This is a genomic window from Endozoicomonas sp. SESOKO4 (genome assembly GCF_024606275.1).
The window spans coordinates 1-20,944 of the sequence record NZ_JAHHPS010000101.1 but is presented as its reverse complement, the minus strand read 5'-3'; the positions used below and the strand labels follow the sequence as shown (position 1 = coordinate 20,944).

Here is a 20,944-nt window from a genome sequence, read left to right as displayed (position 1 = left end):
AGAGAGTTTTGCCGGTACGAAGTAAAAAGCCGCCATGCGCAACCTGATCATAAGTTCACTGTCTTTTGTATTTTGTCTTTCTTTACCACCCCACGCATCAGCCTGGCTCCATTGGCAACCACCAAAGCTACAGAGTCATGGGCAAGGATTGAAACTCCTTTTAAAGGCTCAACCTGTAGAGCCACAAAACAGTCAAATAAGATCCGGGACAGCCCCTGAATCACAAATAACCATCACAGCCCGCCCTGGTCAGGTATTCACGGTGTGCAGCCAACAGCTCAAAGCAGACGCTTACAGTGTATTGCTGACTGCCTACGATCAGACGAAAAAAAGACCACACCAATTGCTACTGACTCACGGGCAAACGACACTGCATTTGGAAAAAACCTACATCTGCCCCACTGAGGTTATCAACCAACAGCCGTATAACTACCAGCGTGTCCTGTATTCTCAGGAACCCTTTCTGGTCACCCGCCAGAATGACCCAAAGAAAAAAGAGCAAAATAAAAACACCCTTATCCCACCTATAGGTCTACCCAGTAAGCTTTCACCACACAACCTGCAAACCGGAGGCATTGGACCGGATTCAGATGAAGACAGCTTCTTCAAATATCCCTTCCGGCCACCTTTTGTTGATCAGAGCGGCATCACCATGGTCTTGCTTCCCTTTCTTAAACTGCCACCGGGTTGGCAACACCAGATACCGGGCAGCCAATGGCACCACTGGCTGATGGGTGAGCCGGATTATGACTCTGGCACAATATTAAATATTCAGCTGAATGGCGAATCCATAGCCCGCCTGCCCATTCATTCATGGGAACTGCAAGAGCTGGCTGAAGACCTGACCAATAGCCGACAACTGTTGCAAAAGCTGGCGTACAGGCTCAATGGCCGGGAAACGTTTATTCAGCAATTGCTGGATATTCTGGCTACAGCTGAACAAAATCCTATGGATGAAGAGAGTAGGGTGCGAATTGAGAAACAACTGGCCGATGTGTTGGAACAGACTGACCATTCTTTTTCACTGGAGCTGGAATGGTTCAGCTTACAGGCAGCCATGACTCCCGATCTCTCCATTATCACTGCATATAATGGGAAAGAAAAAAAACAAGAAACCAGTTCAGGAAAAGTGCCCGGTAGCAGTGATCAAAATCAGTACGGCGCACCGTCAAGCCAATCAGTGCCGGTCAGACATGATCCGGAACAAGGGTTGATTCGGTTTTCTGATGACAACGGCAAGAATGAACATCAAGGAAGAGTTGGGGCGGCAGAACAATCTGGCAACCACGAAGACCATGGCGAACAGAGTCAGGATTCATCGGGTGCCCAGCAGAACAACCGATCAGACCAGGACGGTGCCGAGCCTGACCCGATCAATAACGCCCCACCTCCAGCATCGGGAACAACCGATGCAGCAGGAAGTTCTGAGCCTGTCACCATTACTTTTATTGGTCAAGCCAATGTCGGGAAATCTTCTCTGGCCAATCGATTTCTGCAAATTAACCACTTTGCTGCCCAACTGACGCATGTATCACATCACGAAGATGATTTTGACCTGCCGCCGTATATCAAGATTCGGGCATTACCCGGTTATGGGAGGCCTTCCCTAAGCACGGACAGTTTTCTTGAGTTGGACAATCACCCCATCAAAGATAACGAAGTCGTCATAATGGTTATGGCCAATGAAATGAGTTTGGAAGATCAAATCGAACTACAGAACCTGCTGAACCATGGACACCCGCCAGAGCGTGTTTTACTGGTATACAACAAATTTGATGCGATTCTGGATGGGGTAGTGGGGAGGCAGCAAATAGAGACTGATTCAAGTCGTTATGCCCTGGAGAATTCTATAAAAAAAGAGCTTATGAACAGGCAGCTTAAAATTTTGGAAGAATGGCAGCGGGAACTGGTCACAGATGAATCATCTGCCCACTTGACTCAGTCGCTTCAAACATTGGCCAACCGTCTCAAGGCACAAAAAGAACAAGGTAAACCCTTCCTGTTGTTTACCTCTGCCAGCGACGTCAGTACCTATAGCCCGGAGCAGGATGAGGAATTGATAAAAGCCATTTCTAACGCACTGTCTGGGCAGGAAAAGAAGACATTTAAAGAACAGTTTCTTGATATCCGTCCGGGAAAGGTCAAACAGTTTTCGGATTTTATCAGCCATCGTTTTTCGGCAGTGATCGAAGACGCCAAGGCAGGCGGAGTTGCCGCAGAGGACGTTTTTGGTAGCTTATTCAGACAACTAAATAATGACTTTGGCTTAGACCCCGAGCAAGGTTGCAACCACTGGTTGAGAGAGTTCAGCAAAATCTATAAAACGGTTTTTAACGAGAAAATCAAAGAAATTGTAAACGGGGATGACTCTCGGTTACATACACTTCAAAAGCAGTTTATCGCCTTTTATACCGGGCATATTCTGGGAAGCATCTGGTATAAATTTATCGGGGAGAGGCGACAGGAAAAAGAAATCGATGAACTGGGGCAGACTGCTTTGCATCGCTGGGCTCGAAACGGGAACTCCGGCTGGGTTTGGTTATGGCTGCAATTGCACAGCGAGAAGGCCGGAACGCTATTAAATGCGCGAGATATCAACGAACGAACCCCGTTACATCTGGCGGTCTACTCTGGCAATGAAGATACTGTCAGATACATACTGGAACATGGTTCGAATGTCGATGCCAAAGACAGTGTCGATTATACCCCCTTGCATTGGGCTGCGTTTTTTGGCCGGGAAACCATTGCCGAACAACTGCTTCAGCACAATGCCAGCCTGACAGGGCAACACCGCTTAAGAATAACCCCTCTTCATGTGGCAGCCTGGAGCAATCAGGGCGCTATGGTAAACAAACTGCTGGAGTGGGGAGCCAGTATCGATTCATCCGCCTACGGAATCTACCCGGTCCACTATGCAGCAGCCACTGGAAGCCTCAACAGTCTTGAGGCACTGCTGGCCCATAGACTGAATGATCTGGATGTCCTTATTTGCATTATTTGCAGTGGACACAGTGCATTGCATATTGCTGCCTGGTACGGTCATAGAAAGACTGTTGCCAAACTCATTGCCGCAGGCGCTGATCAAAAACAGTTGACAAAAGACGGTTATATGGCTGGAGATCTGGCCAAATTCAGAGGGCACAAGTACCTCGGGCTTTCTGTATCTGAAAAGGACGTTGACCAGCAAAAGCCCAAGGCTCCTGACCGTACTCATCTGGCAATACCCATAGCAATTGATCTGGAATCCATGCACATTGATCAATATGGCTATTCGACACTTCATCGAGCTGCCAGAGAGGGGGATGTAAACAGAGTCAGAGACATTCTGAATAACAATAAATATACGAGTACTCGATCCGCTATGTCGGGCTACACTCCCTTGCATGTTGCTGCCCTCTACGGACACAAAGAAATAGCTGCTCTATTGCTATCCCCCGCCAACAGGGAAGACAAAGATGTATCGGGGAACACGCCTCTGCACCTCGCTGCACTTTTCAACAGAGAAACAATGATAGCGTTCCTTCTGGATCACTCCTGCAGACCAGATGCAACTAATCACTCCGGTATTGCGGTACTGCATGTTGTCTCAGCTATGGGATCACGTAATACGCTTGAACGCATTTTTGAATCCCTGAAACAGTGCAAATGTGATTGCAACCCAACCGTCAATGGAGTAACTGCAATGCATATCGCTGCCAAGTATGGAAATATTGAGGCGATAAGATTGCTTAATCAGGTCGCAGGGATCAGTTTAGAAATAGAGACTGCGAGTGGGGAAACACCTCTGCATTCTGCAACTCATACCGGTCAAGTTGAAACGGTAAAGTGGCTAAAAATAACAGGCGTTAACTTGGCACCTGCTAATAAGAAGGGTGTTACCCCGTTGTTTATGGCCGCTGCCATTAATTCCCCCGAATTAATAGAACTACTTGGGCAAGAAGGCAAACCCGAACATCTCACAAAAATCATCGGGTTGTTGCCAAAACGTTTTGGTGTCGCATCTTTTAGCAGTGATGAACCTCTTTCTCTAACCCCATTGCACTTTGCAGCCTTAAAGGGAAACCTTGAATCGGTCCAGGCACTGGTGATGAAATGCGGGGCAAAACTGGACACCCGAAGCAGCGGCTTGACAGCACTGAATTTTGCCTCATGTGGAAGACACCTGAAAGTGGTTCAGTGGCTTATTGGTGAGTGACATCTTCACCCGGATATAACATCAAGAGGCGATGTTACACCAATGATGCGGTGATCCATTGTTGCACAAAACAGGCAGCAGAATCTGTACGCAACAACAGGATAAGATTGCGGCTGAGTGCAATCTTATCCTTATTTGGCAGGTGCTGGAGTTAATTATATTGGGAGTGGTCTCAATCATCCAGAAACATAGATCTGGGAACATTAAATCTATCACTTAATTTATCTATGTGATGTAATTTAAGCGTTGCTTTTCCTGAAATTATTCTTGATACATAGGGTTGCTTACCAATTTCAGGTAAATCATATTGTGATAAATTGTTTACCTCCATCAAGTGTAATAGAAAATCTATTCCTCTGGCTTCAGGCAATGCTTCAAGATTTTCATCTTCCCACATTTTCATGAAGTGATAAATAAAATCAACTTCTTTATCAGTACCCTTTTTTGAGTCAAGTTCTTCTATTAAATCACAAGCTTTGTTGTAATATGCTTCTGATGATAGAGGCAAAGAAAATCCGAAGCTCATTTTAGCTTCATGAGATACTGACGCTACAAACTCTCTCATTTGTTCATATATAGTCATCATATTCTCGCTATTTTCAAGTGCTACTAAGTACTCAACCATACGAAATCATATTTTCTGACTCATTGTTCAGGCACTCTGACTGCGTTGCAACTCTGGTCACATAGCTTGCTATGTTCCCGTCGTTGCGCCTTGCAGAGCACCTGCCCAATAAGCCAGAAATATTCGATTCCGTATGGCTGAGTACTTAACATTGTCAATTCACTTTTTGCATGTTTTGGCGGGAACTCAAGGCTCCATATTAGCTATATCATCTATACTCGTTCGTAAATTTGTCATACTCTTTATGAGTCCCAAAAAACTTCACAAAAACTCTACCCGATCTGAAATTAATTCCGAGTACAGTTCGATATTTGTTTCCACCAATATCAATAACCCACCAATCTTCCATATACTTGAACCTATCAATCGGGCAGTAGACCAGGAGAGCTACTGAACGACCATGATAATAGAGCCGCCGAGAGGGAAAACAACTGGAAGCGGTACAAGCTATTACAGCAGCCAAGATTTAAATGACTGATCCTGTCAAACTAGTCCAGATTTATTACCTTTAGTCTATAGTTATTCTGGCTCTATCCAGTATTTAATCTATACTTATCTCCATAAAATGAAATAAGTGTGGACTAAATGCCAAAGCTTTTTTTCTCAAATACGGCCAGTGAAGCCAAAAAATATGCACTGGCGGTGCAAAAGGGTGAACTAACCAGGATACGCCGGGGAATTTACACAGATGCAGATTATGAGGCTATCCCGCAACTTCTGGCAAACCGTTGGTATGAAGTGGTCTCTTATCTTTTCGGGAAGAATGTGCTGATCGCCTTTCGCACTGCATGTGAACTTAAGCCTGCCGATGGGTCTGTGTTTATCATTGCCAGGGTCAGTAAACGTCGACGGGTTATAGTGGGTGCCGGGATGGTGATTGAAGTGATGCCGGGGGAGCCTGCACTGGGTCGCGAACAGTTTCTGCCAGAATTATTCCGAAGTAATCTGGCCCGGCAGTGCCTGGAAAATCTTGCTCCCTCCCGTTCAACTGCCAACGTCGTAAAATCTTTGGGGGCTGAGTATGTTGAACAGCAACTATGCAAAGAACTGAGGCGAGGAGGTGAATTTCGGTTAAACCAGTTAAGAGATGAAGCCCGGGATCTGGCTACCGACCTTGCGCTGGAGCAGGAGTTTGAAAAGTTCAATAAAATGGTCAGTGCTCTTTTGGCAACTCATAATCCGGCGGAAGCATTGCAAACCCGACTGGCCATCGCGACTGCACAGAGAGAACCGTTTGATTCTGAACGAGTAGATTTGTTTGCCGGACTGGCAAACTATCTTAATCGCTGCGAACTTGACGAAATGCCTTATGACTACCAAGGACGCAGCTGGAAGAATCTGGCTTTTTTTGAAAGTTATTTTTCAAATTATATAGAAGGCACAGAGTTTGAAATTGATGAAGCAGAAACGATTGTGTTCTCCCGTGAATCCATCAATAACCGCCATGAAGATAGTCACGATATTATGGCTGTCTATGATCTTGTCAGTGATTATCAGGAGATGCTGGCAACACCGGATACGGTTGAGACGTTCATTCAGCTGCTAAAAACACGCCATGCGCTAATGATGGATCACCGTATGGAAAAGCGTCCGGGGGTGTTTAAAGAGAAACCAAATAAAGCGGGAGATACCCTGTTCGTCACGCCGGAAGAACTGCAGGGCACATTAGCCCAAGGGCTAGAGATAGGGCAGCGGCTATCGGCAGGTCTGAAAAAAGCAATTTTTATGCAGTTTCTGGTGAGTGAATGTCATCCATTTGATGATGGTAATGGCCGACTATCCCGTATAATGATGAATGCCGAGATGCACTCAGCGGGATTACACAAGCTGATTATGCCAACGGTTCACCGTGACAGTTATTTGAATGGATTGAGACAGGCCAGTCGACAGGGGAAGTTCCGGGCGCTCACCAAAGTCTTTCATCAAATGCATCTCTATACAGCGTCAATGATCAACTGGCACGATTATGGTGAAGCCCGGCAAGATCTCGAAAGTCATGGTGCTGATAAAATTCCTGATGTCGGGATAGCGAAGTTTAACCAGGTGATCCGGCAATTAGGTGGTGAGTATCCACCTTGATGCTAGGAAAAAACGCACTCGTCATTATGTCTTGCTCAGCTGTTCAAAATGACTTGCTCGATATCATATTTAGAAGGCGGAATTTGTATAACTGTCCTTCACCACCCTTACTTTGAAAAGCTTTATATAACGACATGGGTTTGCAGTTGTCCCTGTTCAATCATTAGCCTCAGTGCTTCATCAGCTGATCGTCCATCAGGAATAAGCAGTGTGTCCTCAAACACAATGAATTGTGTCCATTCGTCAGGGTTTTCAGTGGCTACTTTAAGCAAACTATTACTACTGTCTTGCTCCAGTTTCAGATAACGCTCCGGATTTTTGCTGGCTTCTCGGGGCAGAAGCTCGGCGATATCCACAACATCCTTATTGCCGTCCACAGATGCAAAGTTTTTCAAAATATCGGAAGCTGGATTAATGGTTGTGCCTTCATGCCCTTTCTTCCAGATAGATGTATCTGTACTGCTCCCCAGAATGTACTGATCATTACCTCTGTTTCCTATCAGGTTACTGCCTGATAAGTGGGCGTAAAGCACATCGTCATCCCCACCGGCGTCAAGAGTCAGGCCTCCGACATTATCGCGCAGTACATCAGAACCTTCATGGCCATATTGGTTAGATACCTTCAGGGTGCCGGACTCTACAAGGGCGCTGAGTCTCTGTGCTGGGGTCATGCTATCGCCACCGGGAATGAGGGTATTAAGAGCCAGGCTGTTGAGATAGATCAGCTGTTTGACGGAACCGGAAACCTGCACACTGTCGCCATTATTGATGTTAAAAGACGATGTCCCGCTAGTGCCATCGTCGGTCCAGTAAATCACTGCATTATAATTGGCGGATTCAGTGATCACCAACTGGCTGGATAGTTTCGATGTATCCCAGACAGACTGGATATTGAGCATGGCCGAGAGGTCAATTTTGTCCAGACCGGGCTCAAAATCCATGATATTGTCCCAGGCTCCGCCGACACCTTCATCACCCTTCTGCCAGACGAAGTGGTCGGTTTTTCCATCACCATTTTTGTTAATCTCACCCCCCCAAATCTGCCCGTTGCCTGACCCTTCAATGACAGTGTTCCCGGCCAAGCCTGCTCCAATAGTGTCATTTCCCCCCTGAGCGTTTATGGTTCGAGCTTTGTCACCACCCAATACAAAATCATCTTTATCGGACGTTTGAATATTGGCTGTTTCCGGAGTCACTGTGACTGAAATATTCTGGATTGTACTTTGCTGTGGTGCACCATCGGCAACATCAGAAACGGCTTTCAATTGCAGGTCATACTGACCTGTGGGCAGATTTATGATGGCAAGCTCACTGAGCTCGCTGGTTGTCAGTGCCCAGCCAGAAGGTGAGGTCGATGGTACTCCTGATGGCTGGCCCGTAACACTGTTGATCAGCGATGCAGCCGGTGGCAGGTTTTCCAGAAGCACGTACAATTCAGTTTTGACCAGGTTGTTGACCTGAAGAGCCGGGTTCACCACAGCCGCTTTGATACCAAGAGGTACCGGAACATTTTTTGATACAGTGATGTTGTCGTATTCTATCTGGCAGTCAGGCTTGTCTGATGCGGGTGTTATTATAACTTTGATCTGGAGGCTGACATCTGAACCCTCTCCGGGAACGAGACCGTCAGTGTTATCAACGGAGTGAGCCGTAATCTGAAGATCTGCTTTGCCATGTCCATCTCCGGGCTGATAGATCAAATGAGGCAAAGTAGTGGTGGTTGTTTCAAGTCTGGCTTCGATCTCTGTTCCTGATTGGATAAATAGAGCCTGAAGGCCATCAGGCGTTTTTATATAGGGCTTTTCAGCTTTGCTTTCCGTTGGGAAAATGGTCGGGTCACTGCTGCTGAGTATTTTGACCGATACAGCGATCACTTCAGGATGATCAGTGGGGTCTGAGGCAGTGTCTGTGATCCTGATATCCAATGGCAAGTTTATGGCAACATTTTCATGGCCGTTGCTCTCTGTCAGCTCTTTTAGAGTCAGGTCATCCCCTACCGGACGGACTTTCACCGGGAGCGGGCTCATATTGGTACAGAATGTGGTCAGAGACTGCTCATGACTGTAGGTGGTTAGTTGCAGGTTCAGCTCACCGCTGAAATCAAGGGGCGGCCTTAGATTTAATGGAGCAATTTGACCGGCGCTGTCGATCAGACTGGCAGGAATTTGCCAGCTGCCATTACCGTTAGCAGGCAAAAGGTTATTCGATTGATCTGACAGGGTTGCGCCGTTGGGCATGTTTTCGATGAGGGCTGACAGGGCCTCTGAGCCGTCATTGTCATTGAGAGTTGCCTGCAGACCAGAAAGCAGAATATCAGAGTCTTCATCACCTTCTGCTGCCGGAGAGGTCAGGGATGCACAGTTATTTGCAGGTATAATCTCCAGCTCAAGCTGTCGGCTGAAATCTTTTTCCCGGGACTCGCTAATATCGGGTGCATAGTCCTGAATCCTGAAATCAACAGTGACAGATACCTTCCCTGAAATACTCTTGGCAGGAATAAAATGAATACTTGCCAGTCTCTGGTTAAATGCATCGACAGACTCACCGGGCTCCCGGGTGAGTGTATATCGAGCGCCATCAAATGAAAGGCCGGTGCCTTGTAATTGAATGCCTGTTGGGGGAACCAGTTCAACACTTATAACTCTTTCAGATCCATCAATATCCGCCGGATTTATTTTCAGATTCATGGGCCAGGGTTGCTCTTTTCCGATCCATTCAGAGCCTTTGGCTTGCGGGTCTGTCCTGAGTTCCGGGTTGTCGTCAACTATTGGACTGACCTTGAAAAGCAGATCCTGTGAACTGATTTTTGTCTGATCACTGATATTGTTGCGCTGAAGAATTTGTAAAGGAATGACCTGCTGTCCGGAAAAGTCTCTGGCCGGTTTAACGACAATATTGGGAAGGCTGCCGGGAATAATCAGGTAACTGATTGTCTCGCCACTCTCACCCCATGACCTTGTGTAGTCACCGTTCAGGCTCCAGTTCGGAGGCAGATCGGAAGCATTGATCCGAAATGCTGTGGTCTCATGACTGAAAACAGCTTTTGCAGGATCAACGCAACCGATAAGAGGGAGTATGTTATCTTCATCTGTCTTGATGCCATCAGCGCAGGTAAAGACTTCGCCGGGATCATGGGGAGGGTTATCCACCGACGATTGGTTGTTGATCACATTAAAACGGGCCGAGCGAGCTTCAAGGTCGCCAATATCAGTGATGAGTGATTCCACCTTCATTTCATAATGACCCTTCATTGAGATATGAAGAGTCGTTCCTGTCAGGCTGTTTTTGCTTACCAACCATTCATTGCCATTATACGTCAAGATGTTGGGATTACTGTCGGACAGATGCCAGCCGCTACTCAGAGGCCGGCCCCCGGCGTCCAGCAAAGCAATCCTGAAAACAGGATTGTTTTGATTAACATGCTCGCTCTGATCCGTGTCGGTTGAAGTAAACTGATAATCCGTCAGAGGTATATCCGGCCCTGTAAAGGAATTGCCGGTGGGATATTCTATGCGTGTATTCTCATCATTGTTGACCGGCGAAGAAGTAGGACCGTCGACTTCACCGGTCCAGCGAATGGTTGCCTTCATGGTGATTTCGCTGGTGGTCTCCAGATTGTTTTGCTGGTCACGAATCAACGGGTAGAAAGTGAAGTCTGTAGCGGTTTGACTGGCTGTCGGAAAGTCGGTGTCGATATTGCCTCCTGTTTCGGGAACAATGACCAGCGTTTTCTGGCGCAAAGCCTCGATTAATGAATCCCTGCCACCGAGCTGACTGGCCAGAGGTTGGTCTGGGTCCAGACGGGAATAGTTAGCAATGCTTTTCTGGTAAAGCAGGAATCCGGCAGGCAGTTGAACTCTGTTGATATCCCGGGCGCTTTCACTGCCATCAGTATCTTTCAGTTTGATGTTTTCCAATGTTAAGGCAGCACCGCCTGAGAACCCCTTATGGTCAGGCAGCAGATCCACTTCCCGACCACTGTAAGACACGGGTTCGCCAATAGTATCGACAATTGGGAGGAACTTTGCGGTCAACTCAATGGGAAACACGGAATGGGCACCGTCTCTTTCGATGATCAGGGTTTTCAGGGTCAGCCGCTGTTCACCGGCGTAATCCAGAGGAGGGATGATGCTGTATTTTCCGGTTTTCAGATCATTCTGACTGACCTGATAGACAGGCTTGTTAGAGGAAATACCTGCAATAGGAGGCTGTTGATCCAGAGAGTCCCTGATCATAAACCGATTGGAAAGAAGAGCGGTATCCAGAAGGACATTCAGGGATTCCGACCCATCGATATCAGAAGACCTGATATCGAACTGTATAGGCAATGCATGATCCTCCTGACCCGTGCCTGTCAGTGAAAATCCATTTTGGGGGTCTGATATCCAGACAGCGTTGCCTGTGACCGAGGGAGCATCGGGAACCCCTTTTATGTTGAGCACAAGATACCTATCTACAGAAACGGCTTTTTCAGCAGAGGGGACAACCCCCTGCTGAGAGTCTTCTTTACTGACCGCATTGATTTTCAAACGAAGGTCAGCAAAGTTTGCAGAACTGCGATCCTTTGCGGGTTGATAAGCAAGATCGGACAAGTGATCGTAAGCGATTTCGGCGCTGCCATCCGGCAGCATTATGGCATTCGGGTTTTTGCCAGTGGTTAGAGGATCACAGCTTCCATCTGTTTGTTCGAGGCAAAAGCTCCCGGGATCTTCTCCCGGGTTCACCATGGGTTTAATGTGAATAAACAGTTGCTCTGAACCATCCATATCCGAAAGCTTTGCATGGAGATAATTGGCCACCAGAGTCTTGCCATCTTCCAGAGTTGAAACTCTGGCTGAAGTGCCCCCCGCCATTGCCGGAGAAACGGAAAGTGATGGTTGATCGGCTACGGGTTGTACATCCACAGTCAGAGTATGTTCAACCTCAGCTGTCTGGACCGAGAAGGGAGGAGCCTCAGTGACCTTGGCTTTGAGCGGTATTAACAGTTTCCCACTCCAGTCAGAGTCCGGAACCACTTCTATTTGCTTAATCTCTGATGTCGTTAAGATGTGTCCAGCCAGGAGGGTTGTGCTGTTTAGTTTCAGAGTGGAGTGTTCTGGTATGCCCAGTATTTCGTATGAAAGGGTTTCGGACCCGTCAGTATCCTGCAACCGGGCGCCAGCACCCGTTAACGTCAGAGGATGATCTTCTTCTGTCGTAAAATAGTCGATGTCCTTACCTTTGTTCCACAATGGCTTGTCTGCAACCCCGCTGATGTTGATTTTCAGCAGACTGCTGATGCTCTGATCGGGTCCGGGATTTTTGCTGATATCAGCTTTTAGTCTCAATCGGATTTTATTTTGGGCGAAGCTGTAATCAGAGCCATTCGCGGGTGGCAGATAACCCAGTTCAACTGAGGTAAAGAAACGATAACAGTCCTCCCGGGAAGGCGCTAAGGCTTCAGAAGGTATAGTAATCTTTCCGTCACTTGTCGGGAGCGGATGGCCCTTGTAAGTCAATTGACCCTTTTGCAGTGAACGCTCAACAACCCATAATTGGCTGATTGTTTCGCCACGGTCTGTATCACCCAGCAATATTTCAAAATTCACAGGCACCGGGGAAACCTGGTCTTCAATGCCTGATGCATTCTGTATTCTTCGAAAGCGCGCATCAAGGTCTCTGATTGTGATCGAGGCTTCCGAAGCGGAAGTGTCCTGATCGCCATCCATAATCGTGTACTGGAAGGTTTCCGTTCTGTCTCTGCCGCCGCTATGATCAATGCATGTTCGTGTATTCAGAGACCATTGGCTGTCAGAGAAAACGGTCAGATTGCCCAGGGGGGTGTCCACTGCTATTGATGAACCAGCAGGAATCTGATGATCATAAGGTGGATAATGCAGCCCTGTTACTCTTGCATTGTCTGCATCGGCGTTCAGTTGATCATTGGTCATCAGTCCACGATTCTTATCCAGAGGGACGGTTTGACCTTCACGAGCCAGAGGGTTGCCATTGTTGAAATGGTCTGGTGAAGCAGAAGGGGTGGTATCTTTAATATCAATATGGATGATTTTGTATTCTTTACTCTCGTCACCATCAGAGTCATGCAGCCAGACCTTTATAAAGACTGTCCTGGTTTCCGCAAACTCTGGAAATAAAGCTGTTGGCAAGTGGTCAATATTGTCGAGCTGTCTGACTTCCAGTGTTGCCTGATTGCCGGGTAGTGCTTTGCCTTTCAGGGTAAACACAAGCTGATTGTCTGAACGATAAACATTAATAGAACCGTCAGGGGCTTTTTCTATTTTATTCAGTAGATGCCCATCAGAGCTGAACCCCTCAAGTCTGCTTTGCAGATCGCTGAGCTCAATATCGGGGATGACCCGGTCAGAACCGGGGGCAAAATCAAGCGTTGCTTCAAGGGTGTTTACCTGACCTCGGTTAATGTCCACTGCAGGATCGGGTGACCGGGGATCCCCGGGCACCGGTAAAGTACCATCAGTCAGAGTCAGGATGATCTGATCCTGAACCCCGGAACCGTCAGTATCTATCGCAGTCACGGTCGTTGGCAGTTTTAAATTATCTTTTTGTCCCTTGTCATCTTGATGATCAAGGAAGGTGAACCATTCAATCTTCAGATGAACAGTGGCAAAAGTATTAGCAAGGATAGGGCTGCCCGAACTGGGGCAGTCCTGACAGGTAAGGGTGAAAACCTTCTGGTCCGGAGCTCCATTTTTATATGCCCAGGCTTGAATCGATTGGTCGGCTTCTGTCTTATAGTGAATAGGTAATCCATCATGCAGGAGGGGATGGCCTGAGTCATCAATGGCCCGGTTCTGGCTATCAGTAGCAGGTGTCAGGAAATGAACCTGTTCTATGTTATCAGTGCCAGCGTGTACAATGGCTGATGACATATCGGTTGTCGGCGAAGGTGCATCCAGCAGGGGCTCAATCAATGTTAATTCAGGTGTAATCACCAGAATATCGAGACCACTGATGTTGTCTCTGATATCTGCAGCCAGAGTAAACTTTGTGATGTCACCATCGGAGTCCGAGATTTCTGCCGCAATCTCCAGGGGCCATTGGCCTTGATCCTGATCCATTGGACTGTCCATTTGAACGGACCACCGGACCTTTGATGGTGCATTTGGCGCCGGAGCACCCTCGAGTTTAATGGTTAGCACCTGAATAACAGGGTTTTCGTTGATGACCAACCTGAGAGACTGGTCATTATCCCGAATCAGAGTCAGTGGCTGGTCATTGCTGAAAAGACCCGACAGGCCCGGTTGATTGTTTGCAAATCGCAGGCTGGAAGGTGCTATCGGGTCAGACCCCGGTTCCAGAGTCACGGACTCAGAATCTTTGACAGGAATGTTTTTCTCGTCGATGCCTATCTTGGTGATATTCGTTACTTTCGGCATTATTCCATCCTTGATTTTGATCTCCAAAAGCCCTGTTTTCTTTGTGAGTGAGCCATCAAAGTCGGAAAAGGTCATGGGTAACTTCAGATCAATGTCAGTCCCATCAACACTGACAAGCTCATTGATTTGTCCAGTGCCCTGGTGATCCAGCGGTCTGAACAGCTGCACTTCATGAGTGACGGGTGTATCCTTGCTGTAAGAAGCCATCGAAAGGTGAGTGAAAATAGACAGGACTGTTATTCCAGCACCCGTTTTGCCTTGCAGAGACTGTTTTTCCTGGGTAAAGGACAAAGGTTCGCCCAGCGATGTCAGTTTGTTATTCAGGTCGCCAAACTGACCAGCAAAGCGGACACTGTTTGGATCAGCCGGGTCTGAACCTCCGGATAAAAGACTGTGCAGTGAGCCATGGACGGGATAGGATCTCTGCCCGCTAACTTCCCCCTCAGTCATTCTTATTTTTCCCAGGTTTTGGCCTTCCGGTGGCGTTCCGTCAACAATAGAGATATAGACACTGGCATGATCCTTGTGGCCCTCAACATCCTGCAAGGTGTAAGAGAAAATTTGTTGGACCGAATCAGGATTATTTTTCAGGGAGTCGCTGGCATCGAAACGGTAACTGCCGTCTTTATTGACCATCAGCAATCCATACTTTGTGGTAAGCGGTGTTCCGGGTGGGAAAGTGAAGATTTTTTCGGGGTCGTTCCCTGGGGTGTTGTCGCGGGAGCCAAGATTGACAGCAATGACGGTTGTCGTGTCCATACAGGTTTCATCATTGTCCACCAGGTCACCAGTGACGGTCTCTCCCTCAGTAACATCCTCATAGTCATCAACGGCGGTTGCAGTGCCATCAATCATGTTCAGATCGACAGTTGCACGAACGGTGTCGTCATCATGATCAATAGCCTTTAACGAAACAGGCATAATGACAGGTTCAGTACCGCTTACCTGAAAAGCGTTTTCCTGCAGAACGTGAATTTCAGACTTCAGATTTCCGGTGCCGGGATCTGGAAAAAATTTCTCCAGAGTGATCAGCAGAACGGTTTTACCTTCGTCGGTTTTGAGCTCAAGGCGGTGGTTGTCAGCGTCCTGATTCAGACCTGACAGGTCTATCGGGTGACCATTACTCTGAGGGCTTCTGCTGGTTAAAGCCGTCCTGAACAACTCAAGGGTTTTATACGGATCGAATTGCAGAGATTGATCGACTGGCAGACTGTCTGAGCCTTTAATGACAGTGATTCTGCCCTTGTCAGGTTGAGACAGGGGCTTGCACTCCTGATTGACATCCAGAGTCATTAATTCACCGGAGACGTTTGAAGGACTCCCGGTTGAGGGGGGAATCGGAGCACTGGTTGGATCAAAGTGAGGCAGTGTCCCATCTTCGACGGTAAAAGTAATTTGTGCGCTGGACTGATCACTATCCGAATCGGTCAGTGTGTAGGTCAACGTCTCTGATAGAATATTTTCTGGTGGATGAATCAGGTTTGGCAGAGCCTGATATTGCCAGGTGCCGTCAGGTTTTACTGACAGGCTTCCAAGCTTTCCGGGGAAGACCTGAAAGTCGCTACTGGAAGTCAGCTCAGTGCCATTGATGGCGGTGATCTTACCCAGGTCTGCTCCTGCCTGTTCAAGTGTGAATAGAGTTCCTTCCTGGCTGCTGGAAATGTCCTCGCCTTCGATAAGCCTGAAGCTGTGGTCCACAGCCTTGGGTTGATCATTGCTGATGTCCAGAAAAAACCATCCCTGAACCTTGTCGTTGTCCATATCAGCGGCCTCAACCGCCAGCTGTATTGGCCATGACCCCCGATTCTGATCCATTGGCTGGTGCAATTTAGCCGTCCACTGAAGCATTGACTTGTCTTGTTCTGAAGGCAGGTTATCCAGCGTCAGGCTCAGAACCTGCTTGTTAGTGTATGAATCTTTGAGTTGAATGGCTCTATTGGTGGTCCCGGTTTCGAAGAGCAAAGAATGTCCCAGGGAGCTAAGATTGAGCAAGCCAGGCTGATTTGACGAAAACTTCCAGCTGGACGTGTCAATTTTGTCGGAGCCCGGGGTCATCAGCAGCTTTGCAGTTCCTTGTATCATAGCTTGGCTGATCAGGGCGGATTCATCCAGAGTAGCCATTTCTTGGTCTGAAAACTGTAAGTCTGCGCCATCCTGAATAGTGAGAGAAAGACTTCCGTGGTTTACTAATGGACTGCCGTCAATATCAGCAGCATTGACCGTTAAAGACATATCTAATGCGTTGTTTTTCGGGTGCTCCAGAGGCTGATAGAGTGTTGCCTTGTAGCTGAATTCGAGATCCTTTCCAGTTTGGGTTTCCGGGATCAGCTCGACGTCCAGTACTTTTGTACTTGCCGCCAGACCCGTGAGAGTCTTTCCAGAAACCGTGAAGATAACCGGAACATGACCAGAGAAGTATTTCCCCGATAAATCTTTGGCATTGCTGTCACTGAATACCAGGCTTGAAGAAGCTATGGGGTCTGAACCGTCTCCAGAGATGATGACCTTGTTACTGTTAGTGACAACGGGATAAAGGGGAGGGTTTTGTAGCCCGGCTTCTTTGAAAGTGAGACTGGATGAAAATCCGCCGGCAGGAGGGGCGCCATCCGTTACATCAATAGTGCAAGTGGCTGCGGTTTTATGGCCATCAATAGCAATAAGGGTGTATTTGAACGGAAGTTGCTGAGGTTGTGACTGATTCAGCGAATCCCTGCTGCTGAAACTCCAGAACCCGTCCTTTTCAACACGAAGCTCACCCTTAAGTGTTTGAATCGTTTTTTCCGGAAGGAAGTGGCTGTCCGTTCCTGAAGGAAGAAAACGGCCGTTAATAAAGAGTTCTGATACCTGAGCAACGTGCGAGCAGAGCGTGTCGTTTGAAATAACATTGCCACTGAGCTTCTGACTTTCAATAACGGACCCTGTGTCGTCCCGGGCTTCGAGTCTGCCATCTTTCATGGTGATATAAGCGATACCTTCTGCCATATCATCCTTGATCTCAAGGGCATGGGTGATGACCGGGAGAATCAGATCGGATGTGTCCTTTGCATCCGTTACTGAAAGATTGAGATTCTGTAGAACCGAGATACGGGCGCTGACATCCCCCTTGCTGTTCGTTGTCACCGAATCCAGCCAGAATTGTACGACTGTTTTTCCATCGACTGTTTTCAGCTTAAGATTACGTTCTTGACGGTCAGGATAAAGACTGCTGAGATCGAGAGCTATGCCACTGCTGGTAACCGTTCTGCCTGACAGGACTTGTTTGAATTGAGAGAGTGTCGCATCTGCATCAAAAGTCAGGCTGTTCTCGGCAATAGTGTCTGAACCTTTGAAATAGGTGACTATCCCACTGTCAGCAGCGGGTGGTGACTGGCATTCCTGGTCAGCTATGAAAAAAATATCGGCAGTAGAAATGGCAGTGCCGTCCAGAACATCGAAAGTAATACTGGCCGATGAATCATCCCCATCGTAATCGGTCACGGTAAACTCAAACGTTTCACTCAGGGATTTGCCCCCTGGGTGCAACTGACCTGGCGTAGCCTTGTAAAACCAGCGACCGTCCGCCCGGAAAAAGAAGTTTCCGTATTGTCCTGTCAGCTTATTCCAGCCAGCCCTGTTTCCAGAGGCTTCAGCAGGGTAGTCTTCTATGGCCTTCTGGTTGACAGCGGTCAATCTTGCATCATCATTCCCGGCATCATTTTTAGTGAATAGTTTGCCTCTCTGGTGCCAGCTGGCTAAGGAGCCTTCTATCAAATCCACCGCCGCGTGGACTTTTGCGACAGGCACATCGTCGGTCACTTCAATTTCTTGACCGGCCAGAGAGCGGTGTTGAGTAATGAGATCACTTTTCAGATAAGGAAGGGTAAAACGGATACTGTTCTGCCCCTGACCGTCAGGATGCTTTAGTGGTGCATCAAGGGTAAATTCAGCCAGACCGGAGCCGCGCGCAGGCATCTGGAAGTGAATGGCTATCTTTTCCTTGCCGTTAACGGAGTATATTCCATTAAGAACACGTGAATTGTCTGATATTTGCCAACGCAGAGGGTAAGCCTGTCCATTATCGATCACTTCAAGATTCTTTGGAGCGTACTTCTGCAGTGATGGCAGGTCAAAAGTAAGATCCGTCTTTTCATTGGTAATGGGAGGGTTTTGTTGTTTGACATTAATGACCGTATGCTCATCAGTGGTCATTCGAATTGGGTTACCAATAGGAGGGAGGTAATCTGTCGCAATGTTGCCAGCCTGGTCACTGATGTATGCAGTGGGACTGATACCAATAAGGTTCTGAGAGACGGGAATCGGGGTCTGCCAGCTTGTGCCGCCATTGGGAATCAACCTGGCATAGGGGAACACAACAGGGTTAGTGTCTCTCAGTTCAATTTCCCTGCTTTTTTCGACTCCGTCTATGCGACCACTGAGCATTGTGGGTAGCGTCTGACCGATACTGTCAACGTCGTTGATTCGGGTCCATGCAAAGGTATCCAGAATAAATGAATGGCTGTCACTGGCTCTATTCCCAAAAAGATCGGAAGCTGAAGCATCGATCAGGACAGAGCCATCAACAAGACCAGCACTGTTGCCTCCCATTTCATTAAAGACGCATTGCCAGTGACCACCGGAAACAGTACTTGAGGCTTGCAGGCTTTTACCGTTTTGATCCGTCAGGATGATCAGAACACTCTGGCCGTCTTCAATATCCGTGACGGTACCGGTGATGAGCAGGTGCCCTGACTCCTTAAGATTGACGACATTATCGACTGTGATCGGTACAGCAATTTTCAGAAGAGCATTGGTGTCGTTTACTTGTGCCCGATCATTGCTGAACTGGCCAGAGCGCAGCCGTTCAGACTCTGCACCTTGAGATCTTGACCCTGTTTGAAAGCCCGCTGCTGGTACAATCCGGACCAGACTCAAGGGTAAGACAAAAGGCGCGGTAACACTTTGGCCATGCCCGGATGTGGTGGAAAGCTCTTGTCTGAGAGTATCAGAAGGTTCGCTTGTCTTTGCAAAAGGCTCATCCAAGGCCAGGGGTTCTGGAATCAGTTCAAGATCGGAGTCATCTTCTACTTCAACAGTAATGCTGGAGGACAGCCTGGTGCCAGTGTCTTCAGGAAAAATTCTCTGACGGGAACCATCCGGTGATAGCTTCCAGACAACGCCTGAAACTTTCCCGATTCTGGCGCCTTCAGATGGAACGACCAGCTTTCTCATGACGTTACTTCCGGGGTGGTACCCAGTCTGCGGGCAGAGTGAATTTCAGTGAGTCGAGCAGTCTTCCGGTGATATGCAGTAGTCGGTACTTGGCTTCCAGCTCATGGGTTAAAGCCCGGTTCCAGGCCATGTTGGCTTCCAGCTTTTCGTTTTCAGCGTTAAGGACATCCACTAAGGTCCGCTCTCCCAGAATAAACTGTCTGCGATAGGCTTTGACGGTCATATTGATGGCCTCAAAGTGCTCTTCCAATTTGGGAAGCTGTCTTTTGAGTTGCTGGCGAGCTTCCCAGGAAAGCCTGACTTCTTCCTCAACCTGAAGCCTTGCCTGTGAGTAAATGTCCCCAGCCTCCTCTCGCCGGGTCAGGGCTGCCTTCATCTGACCGGTATCTCTGCCACCACTGAACAGGTTGTATCGGGCGTGAAGCATAATGGCGTAATCATCGTCTCTGCCCTTGATCCCGTTAAGGTTGTAATTCCAGGAACGAGCCGCTTCGATAGACAACTCGGGATAAAAGCGTCCTTTGCTGGCCTCGTACTCATGATCGGCAGCCTTTTGGTCAAGTGTGGCTGACTGCAGGAGTGGATAGTCCCTTGTAGCCAATCTCAAAGTGTCGTCCAGTGTTTCTGGAATCAGGCTGATATCGGGATCTGGTGCGATCAAATTATCTGGTTGAATACCCACCAGTTTCAGAAACTGTATCCGGGCGTCGTTCAGGTTATTCTGTGCAGCAATGACATTGGAATGCGCTACTGCAAGACGCCCTCTGATCTGGCTCAAATCGGCTACGCTCTGAACGCCATGCTCCGAGCGTTTAAAGATCGAGTAATAGATCTCTTCATGGGCATCCAGATTCTGATGAGCCATTTTCAGGGCTTTTTGCTGCATGAGGATCGTCAGAAAAGAGCGGGTCACATCAAGAGCCATTTCGGAGGCGATACTCAGGAGGCGGTATTGCTCTGAGTGAGTGGCTGCCTTCGTTCTGCGGTCATTGTTCAGGGTTGAGAAACCTTCGAAAATCATCTGGCGCAGTACAACACTGGCTTCCCGTCGTCTGAGGTATTCGTCAGTGGATGGTCCGCCGCTGCGGGTTGCCGGGCTGTCAGTGCGCTCATGACCGACACCGGCATGAAGATCCAGAGTGGGGAAATAGCTTGATTTTGCAACGGTTTCATCGTGTTTGCGTTCCTGAACCTTATGAAAAGCCTGTAGCATTTTCGGGTTAGTGATGAGGGCCACACTGACCACTTCTTCAAGGTTCTGCCCGTGGGTCTGGTGGCTGAGAGTGAGAAACACGACAAGAGCCAGACCCACTGACGGCTGTCGTCGTTGAAATGGCAGTTTCATGTGAGCTAATTCAGTAAAGAATGGTGGCGAAAAAATCAGATGGAGCTAGCAGCCTGTCGGACTTAAGGCTGTCCTACTGCGGTTGCAATAAATTGGTC

At 48.0% G+C, this 20,944-nt stretch carries 7 protein-coding genes; 3 read left to right on the top strand and 4 right to left on the bottom strand.

Going from position 1 to position 20,944, the window contains the following annotated elements; genetic code table 11:
• Both KDK16_RS01780 and KDK16_RS01775 read left to right on the top strand, forming a co-directional pair.
• Positions 1 to 219, top strand: a 219-nt coding sequence (locus tag KDK16_RS01780) for a hypothetical protein (RefSeq protein ID WP_257274392.1), incomplete at its 5' end; no start/stop codon positions are given.
• Positions 220 to 262: 43 nt separating this feature from the next.
• Positions 263 to 4,195: an ankyrin repeat domain-containing protein gene (locus KDK16_RS01775; protein ID WP_257274391.1), complete on the top strand. Its 3,933-nt coding sequence runs from the start codon at positions 263 to 265 to the stop codon at positions 4,193 to 4,195.
• 172 nt (positions 4,196 to 4,367) lie between these two features.
• Here the strand turns inward: KDK16_RS01775 and KDK16_RS01770 are convergent, their stop codons facing one another.
• A complete protein-coding gene (locus tag KDK16_RS01770) occupies positions 4,368 to 4,820 on the bottom strand; it encodes a type II toxin-antitoxin system HigA family antitoxin (RefSeq protein ID WP_257274390.1) in 453 nt (150 codons plus the stop codon).
• A 208-nt stretch (positions 4,821 to 5,028) separates the two neighbouring features.
• Positions 5,029 to 5,169, bottom strand: a complete 141-nt coding sequence (locus tag KDK16_RS13445) for a type II toxin-antitoxin system HigB family toxin (RefSeq protein ID WP_368736430.1) — start codon at positions 5,167 to 5,169, stop codon at positions 5,029 to 5,031.
• A 236-nt stretch (positions 5,170 to 5,405) separates the two neighbouring features.
• On the opposite strand from KDK16_RS13445, the gene KDK16_RS01765 reads away from it, so the two are divergent.
• Positions 5,406 to 6,899, top strand: a complete 1,494-nt coding sequence (locus KDK16_RS01765; protein WP_257274389.1) for a Fic family protein — start codon at positions 5,406 to 5,408, stop codon at positions 6,897 to 6,899.
• 122 nt (positions 6,900 to 7,021) lie between these two features.
• Here the strand turns inward: KDK16_RS01765 and KDK16_RS01760 are convergent, their stop codons facing one another.
• Both KDK16_RS01760 and KDK16_RS01755 read right to left on the bottom strand, forming a co-directional pair.
• Positions 7,022 to 19,501 (bottom strand): VCBS domain-containing protein, encoded by a 12,480-nt coding sequence (locus KDK16_RS01760; protein WP_257274388.1) that lies wholly within the window; start codon positions 19,499 to 19,501, stop codon positions 7,022 to 7,024.
• Positions 19,502 to 19,505: 4 nt separating this feature from the next.
• Positions 19,506 to 20,846, bottom strand: coding sequence for a TolC family outer membrane protein (locus KDK16_RS01755; protein ID WP_257274387.1), 1,341 nt, complete (start codon positions 20,844 to 20,846; stop codon positions 19,506 to 19,508).
• Positions 20,847 to 20,944: the final 98 nt, after the last annotated feature.